This window comes from Dyella sp. (genome assembly GCF_036568765.1).
In the GTDB taxonomy this organism is placed as follows: domain Bacteria; phylum Pseudomonadota; class Gammaproteobacteria; order Xanthomonadales; family Rhodanobacteraceae; genus GSA-30.
In genome coordinates, this window is record NZ_DATCRY010000069.1 from 1 (window position 1) to 4,950 (window position 4,950).

Sequence of the window (4,950 nt, forward strand, 5' to 3'; positions counted from 1 at the left end):
GGCCTGGACTGGTCATTGCAGCGCGAGCGCTACCTGGTGGAGCTTGGCTTCTATCCACTCGGCGATCTTCATGGCGACAACGATGGCCGCACCTGGGACGCCCGCCTGGCATGGATACCGCGCCGCGCCCACGACAAGGTATGGCATATCGGCGCATCGTGGTCCGAAGAACGCCTCGCCTCACGCATGGACGGACGTGGTCAGCGCATCTCGCCCTCGGTGCGCTGGCAGTCGCGACCGGAAGTCGGTCTGCTTGCCACACGCCTGATCGATACCGGCACGATCGACCGCGTACAAGCAATACGCCGGGCCGGCCTGGAAGCGCTGTGGATCGAAGGCCCCTTGTCGATCCAAGCCGAATATCTGCATACACGTGTCCGTCGCCATGGCCCGCCCTCTTTCACCGGCCGCGGCTACTACGTTTTTGGCAGCTACGTTCTTACCGGCGAATCGCGCCCTTATCGGGACGGACAAGTTGCCAATCCCAACGCACGCAACAAGCAAGCCGTGGAACTGTTATTGCGCTACAGCGCGTTGGATCTCAACGACGGCGCAATTGCCGGCGGCCGCGAACACAACATGACGGCCGGTGCCAATTGGTACCCGAACGACCACTGGAAACTGCAAATCAACCAAATCTTCGTCCACGCGAAAAGACGCGGCTTACGGACCGACGATCGCATCCTGGCTCTGCAGGTGCAGTTTCATTTCTAGCAGCCTTACCGACGCAAGGAACGTACATGGAAGCACCGCATCACACTGGACCGCTGACGGCCATACAACGTTTACGATCCATCTTCAGCGGCTCGGTCGGCAATCTGGTGGAGTGGTATGACTGGTATGTCTATGCCGCGTTTTCACTCTACTTCGCCGGCGCCTTCTTCCCGCAGGGCGATCAGACCTCTCAGCTACTGCAGTCGGCCGCCATTTTTGCGGTCGGCTTCCTGATGCGGCCCGTCGGCGGCTGGTTACTCGGCCATATCGCCGACCGGCATGGTCGCAAAACCGCCCTGTTGGTGTCCGTATGCATCATGAGCCTCGGCTCGCTGATCATCGGCCTGACCCCCGGCTACGCGACCATCGGTGCGGCCGCGCCAGCGTTGCTGGTGCTCGCCCGATTGCTGCAGGGCTTGTCGGTCGGTGGCGAGTACGGCACCTCGGCAACGTATCTCAGCGAAATGGCCCCGCCCCATTCACGTGGCTTATGGGCAAGCATGCAATGCCTCACCCTGATTTCCGGACAATTGCTAGCCCTCTTACTGCTCATCGTCCTGCAACAGTGGCTGCTCACGCCGGAGCAACTGCAGACCTGGGGCTGGCGCGTTCCGTTCCTGATCGGCGCGGCGCTCGCTGTCGCTGCCATCTACATTCGTCGCGGCATGCATGAAACCAACGCGTTCAAGCATGCCAAGCCGGCGAACCGCAGCCCATTGCGTGAACTGCTGAGTCATCCACGCGAAGTACTCACCGTGATCGGCTTGACCATGGGCGGAACAGTGGCCTTCTACACCTATACGACCTATATGCAAAAGTACCTGGTCAACACGGTAGGCATGAGCAAGGCAGATGCAACGTCGGTGTCAGCCGCGGCGCTGTTCGTGTTCGCTCTGTTGCAGCCTTTGGTCGGCGCATTATCCGATCGCATCGGGAGGCGTCCCATCTTGATCGCCTTCGGCGTGCTCGGCTGCCTTTGCACCTACCCTATCCTGGCTTCGCTACGAGACGTAACGTCCTGGTGGGCTGCATTCGGCCTGTTGACGCTGGCATTGACGATCGTCAGCGGCTACACCTCGATCAACGCGGTGGTCAAGGCCGAACTCTTCCCAGCCTCGATTCGCGCCATCGGCGTCGGACTGCCTTATGCGTTGACGCTATCGGTATTCGGCGGCACCGCCGAATACCTGGCCTTGTGGTTCCGGAGCATTGGCCATGAACACGGCTTTTATTTGTACGTCACCGGATGCATCGCTGTTTCGCTCGCTGTGTATTTCATCATGCCCGATACCAGGAACCACTCACGTATCGCCGAGTGAAAAACACGTTTATCCTCGAGCGGCAGGGGGCAGTATCCGGCCGCCGCTCGAGGCTGGCATCAAAACACCACCTGGGTACGGATGCCGAACGAATTACCCCAATCGGGCCCCTGGAAGCTGCCGACCTTATTGTCGGTATGCCAACGAATGTAGTTGAACATCAGCCGCGACCAATCGTTGAGATACCAGTTCAAACCGAGCGTATAGCTCTGACCGAGCCCGCCACGCGGCGCGCCGGTAAAGTCGTAGTGATCCACGCGAGCTGCCAGCTCCCATGCCCCCCAACCGCCGGACGTGACCGGGTCATTGACCTTGACCGAACCCCAGCTACCGGAGCGGCTGGAGAATCCTGGCTTCTCGCCCGTAATCATCCAGCCGGCAGCGAACGACGAACCATGCCGGCTGACCGCATCCGTGGTGTGCGAATCGATTGTGCGCTTGCCATATTCGCTCATCGCCCAGAAACCACGATAGACGCCGCCCAGTTCATAACCGGAACCATGATCCTGCGAAGGGTTGGCGATCGAGCTGGCCGACACGGCGAGGTTGGCGTTGTAATCCAGCGCAATGGCCGGCGTGTTGTTGATACTCGTCACACCGCTGCTGATGCTTTCATACCAATACCAGGCACCGACGTGCAGGAAGCCGTCGCTGCCCTTGAGCGGGTTCCAGTGCGCACGCGTGAGATAGGCGATGGAGTCGGAACTGGTGCCCGTGGTGCTGCTTGAAGGCGAGTTACCGGTCACCGACAAGCTATAGTGCCAATTCTCGCCATACACCTTCATCTGCGCGCCCAGGCCGAAGAAGCTGTTCACTGGCTCGCCGACCGTCACCGCCGCGTTACGCAGCATGAAAGGCGTACGCGCCTGCTCGCTGGAGCCTTCGGTGCCGAGATCCTTGAGGAAATTACCTACATAGAACTTGCTGCGCAGACCCCACATATCCGTGCCGTAACTCAGGTACGACTGGCGCAGCGATACCTTGTTGCCAGCAAAATCGGCTTCGATGTGATAACCCAATGCACCGATGGTACCTTCGGCACCAAGACGCGCCTGCGACACCTGCGAGCCATTGATGTTACGGCCCTCATAGGACGAACCTTTCGTACCCGTAAAGTCCACCAGCAAGCGCGCATCGGGCTTGAACGTAAAGAAGCCGTCGTCGCTGCTGAAGATCGGACCGGCTTCGCCGTTCTTACCCCAGCTGGCATTGCCACCGCCGGCGCCTCCACCGTTATTGGCCACTTGTGCCTGCACAAGGGCCAGCTCGCTGGCGCGCGATTCGGCAATCGCCGCTTGCACTTGCGCTTCCGTGGCTCCGGGCGATGTCTGCCGAGCAGAAGCGGGAGCAGCAGCTACCGCTTGACTGGCGACCTGTTCATGCGCCTCGACAGCGGAGAGGCGCCGCTTGAGTTCTTTGATTTCCGCCGCTTGCTGCTTGACCAGTTTCACCAGGTCTTGCGTAGAAATGTCTTCGGCATGCAGCGGCGCCAGTGCGCCCAGCAACACGGAAGCCGAGCCTGCCATCAGCAGGCGACGCGACACAGTTTTCATGGATTTCCCCTAAGTTCTAAGAGAGCAAGCTCTTGTCTGCGCAACGACGTTCAGTCGTCGCCCTCGATTTGCGTGGCACGAGCGGCGCGCGCCGGCTTGTTCGGTGCGATCGCCGCCGGTTGGCCCGTCGAAGGCAGCCAGCCAAGCGCGCGCATCCAATCGGCGAACAGGCGCGGCCAGGCCGCTACCAGCGTGCCTGGCGTGCCCAGGCCCCAGCCGTGCCCGCCGTTCTCGAACACGTGCATTTCGACCGGCACGCTTTGTTTGCGCAAGGCATCGAACATCACCAGGCTATTGCCGATATTGGCAATCGGATCGTCCTGTGCCTGGGCCAGGAAGGTTGGCGGTGTGTCGTGAGTTACGTGCAGTTCCACCGAATACGCCTGCACCGCATCGGACTGGACCGATAATTCGCGAAAGGAACGCGTCGTATCGTAGGGCGGGCGCATCGAGATCACCGGATAGATCAGGCCGGCGAAATCCGGCCGCGACGATTGTCCGTCAGCCGTATCGACCGGCGTATAGAAGGCGTCCCCGAAACGCGTGGCAGTAATGCCGGCAAGATTGCCTCCAGCAGAGAAGCCGAGCACGCCGATGCGCTTGGCATCGATGCCGTAGTCGCTAGCGTGGGCACGCAACACGCGCATCGCGCGCTGTGCGTCCTGGAACGGTGCAGCCGGCTTCCAGCCATCGGCCGGCAGGCGGTAGTACAGCACGACCGGCGTCACGCCGATCGCCGCCAGCCATTGCGCCGTGGGCATGACCTCGTGGCCGATGCCGATACGGAAATAACCGCCGCCGCCGATCAGCAGCACCGCGGTGCCATTGGGGTGTTGCGGGCGATAGATTTCGATGCGCGGGCGCGACACATTGGACACCGCGCCCACGCCGGTGCCGGATTGACCGATACGTTCGGGGCCACGCGCATGTCCTTCGCCAGGCGGCTGGCCGGGCCACAGGTCCAGCGATTGCATCGATACGCCGATCGGCGACTGCTGGGCAAACGCACTACCGCACGCCAACCCCGCGGCCAGCACCACAGCCACTGCACGAAGGAAACTCATGAACGATCTCCACTATGGACGAGGACGGCCGTGTCACGATCAGCGGCGTCGGTCCTGACGTCGCCATAGAGCGCCGCGCGCCAGCGCGCGGCGTCGAATGCACCTTCCCAACGCGCCACGACGACCGTGGCCACTGCGTTACCGATGAAATTGGTGAGCGAGCGGCATTCGCTCATGAAGCGGTCCACGCCGAGAATCAGCGCGATGCCTGCCACCGGTACTGACGGCACCATCGCCAGTGTGGCTGCCAACGTGATGAAGCCCGCACCCGTCACGCCCGCCGCGCCCTTGGAGCTGAGC

5 protein-coding genes are annotated in these 4,950 nt (G+C 61.6%); 2 read left to right on the plus strand and 3 right to left on the minus strand.

Going from position 1 to position 4,950, the window contains the following annotated elements:
• A partial coding sequence (locus VIM98_RS05560; RefSeq protein WP_331992106.1) for an OprO/OprP family phosphate-selective porin occupies window positions 1-714 on the plus strand: 714 nt, incomplete at its 5' end.
• 26 nt (window positions 715-740) lie between these two features.
• Complete coding sequence (locus VIM98_RS05565) at window positions 741-2,033, plus strand: MFS transporter (RefSeq protein WP_331992107.1); 1,293 nt, start codon at window positions 741-743, stop codon at window positions 2,031-2,033.
• A gap of 59 nt (window positions 2,034-2,092) precedes the next feature.
• Here the strand turns inward: VIM98_RS05565 and VIM98_RS05570 are convergent, their stop codons facing one another.
• The 3 genes from VIM98_RS05570 to VIM98_RS20650 all read right to left on the minus strand — a co-directional run.
• Window positions 2,093-3,586, minus strand: coding sequence for an OprO/OprP family phosphate-selective porin (locus VIM98_RS05570; protein ID WP_331992108.1), 1,494 nt, complete (start codon window positions 3,584-3,586; stop codon window positions 2,093-2,095).
• Window positions 3,587-3,636: 50 nt separating this feature from the next.
• Window positions 3,637-4,650 (minus strand): alpha/beta hydrolase, encoded by a 1,014-nt coding sequence (locus VIM98_RS05575; protein ID WP_331992109.1) that lies wholly within the window; start codon window positions 4,648-4,650, stop codon window positions 3,637-3,639.
• Window positions 4,647-4,950 (minus strand): cation:dicarboxylate symporter family transporter (locus VIM98_RS20650; RefSeq protein ID WP_414650192.1); only part of this gene is annotated, 304 nt, incomplete at its 5' end. The genes VIM98_RS05575 and VIM98_RS20650, both read right to left, overlap by 4 nt.